Below are 2,102 nucleotides of genomic sequence, written 5' to 3'. Positions count from 1 at the left end.
TTCATCATGTTTTCCTCCATTAGCGCGTAATTCACCCGTTGCGTGAATCACGCTTGTGTTAAAATGGTCGTTGTTAGAGTTCTGTTTCTAAAAGCTGTGTGATATTGACCACCTCCCCGCCTTTAAAGACGAGAAGATGAAATCAGTTTTTAAACTAAGCAGCTTTTACGATAGATCTTGCTAACACCTGTTTAGCTTCTTTGATTAAAGCTTTATATTGCCTGTTTTCTTCGTCTACTCTAAAAGCATCGATAAGACGCATATGAATTGGACTTAGAAGATACAAAACTTTTTCACCAGCGTTCATACCCTCCCAATAACTTGGCAAATCAAAGCGTGTATCATTATCAGAATCAACAGATTGACTTCTTAGCTTTTTCTCACACTCAATAAAGTAACGACGGGCTTGCCTACCTTTTTCATTGCGTTCGACCATTGAGAGTTCTTTCGCCATATCTAATGTGAGATGATAGTCTATTACTGTAACAGCTCTAGATTTTGCGCTCCCCAATTTTGGGGACCGCAAATCTTGTGTTTTTATGAAATCATTTCCCTCTTCAAATTCATATTGATTAATACGATCCTTAATCCATGTCGTAAAATCACGACCTACCTCTAAAAACGTATGTAATTCACGTGCATTAACGGTTTTGACGGTTTCACGGTCAATAATTTTTTCTGATATTGTTATGAGAATGTTCATTATGAACTCCTTACTACTTAGACGTTTTTCATTGACAACCCTATAAGGGCGCCAGGTGCTGAAAAACACGGTAGTAAGTCCGTCGTTATGCTTTCCCCATAAAGGGTATTGTATAGCATAACTACACCCGGCAATGCCATTATACGCATGGAGCATACAACGAGTCAAAGCCTTTAAATTTACGGAAGATTGGTTATTTCGGCAACCAACCCGCTTACTATCAAGGTGTTTTTCAAGCACCTGATTTGACAACAGACATATTAGTAGTAGATTGTCAAATAAAAAATTAGCAAACCTACGCAAATAAACTATATCGATTTCATCAGTCAATTCGCATTTCTTTTCCATGATGGTCATCCCTTAATGCACGCTTTGTCTTTTAAGTTCTTGAGAAAGCACACCAATGCCTTTTGTTGTGATTTTTGCTGAAGGAATGACTTTATTTATTCCGCCAGAGGTTTGAATAGTGATGGTAGGACAATCCATCAGACCTTTTTGGATTTTGTCTTGATAAGGCAACAGGTGCCCACTTGCCATGCGTCGATAGACCCAACCCTTTTGCTGTAAGAAGAGAATGAACTGTTTTGGTTGCATTTCGAGTATTTTAGCAACTTCAGTAAGACCGAAGAGCCCCTCATGGCGCTGTAAGCTTTCAAGAGCCATTGCCTTTGGTTTTAATTCAGCAATCATATTGTCTTTTTGTTCATTCTCATTTTTGAGATAATTTAAAACCCCTAACATGACTTGTGGATAGAGTAATCGATTTGCGGTGCCACTACTTGCTGTTCTAATTGTTGCCACCGGTCAATTATCTTTGCTCGCAAGGTAGTACTATAACCTGAGACAAGAATTAAACATTCACGCTTGGGAAGATTATAACAATTTTGAGGTCTACCTTGTGTGTCTAAATAGGTCAGCCCAAATTTGGACCGACCCCCTTCATAGTATAATTCTTCAAGCATTTTCTTAATATCACGCATAACATGGTCATGCCGTTTACCACACAACTCCGCAATTTCAACACTCAAAGCCGTGCTAAGCACAAAACAACAAAATAACCGGATCATTAATTTTTACACTCAAAAGGAAGCGCAAAACAACTCATCTTATGCTTCTTTGAGAGAGAAAGACAAAACGCGTAACATCGTTTTAATTGTCTGAAGAGAGCAATTCTTTGAAGATGAAGGGAAAAACCATAAACTGTACTATCTGCCCCCACTTTAGTGGCTATACAAACCATCTTATCTCCCCCGCATAAAGATTCCTATCACTCTGTTAAAGTGCAATGACGCACTTGTACAAGTTTACCAAGGCAATGTGTATAAACATCTTCAGAGAAGAAAAAAAGAATTAAATCCATTCATAACAGTTTAATGAACAATATTATTCGTTTTTATCA

1 protein-coding gene and 1 pseudogene are annotated in these 2,102 nt (G+C 38.0%); both read right to left on the bottom strand.

The features are described from left to right. Window positions 1-154: 154 nt before the first annotated feature. Window positions 155-703 (bottom strand): antA/AntB antirepressor family protein, encoded by a 549-nt coding sequence (locus AC0QT1_RS08515; RefSeq protein ID WP_473202116.1) that lies wholly within the window; start codon window positions 701-703, stop codon window positions 155-157. A 360-nt stretch (window positions 704-1,063) separates the two neighbouring features. Continuing rightward, window positions 1,064-1,770: pseudogene (locus AC0QT1_RS08510) on the bottom strand (Rha family transcriptional regulator). Window positions 1,771-2,102 lie beyond the last annotated feature (332 nt).

It is taken from the genome of Bartonella sp. P12B (assembly GCF_055796185.1).
Note: the sequence above shows the minus strand (reverse complement) of the source record. Positions and strands in the feature narration are given on the sequence as shown.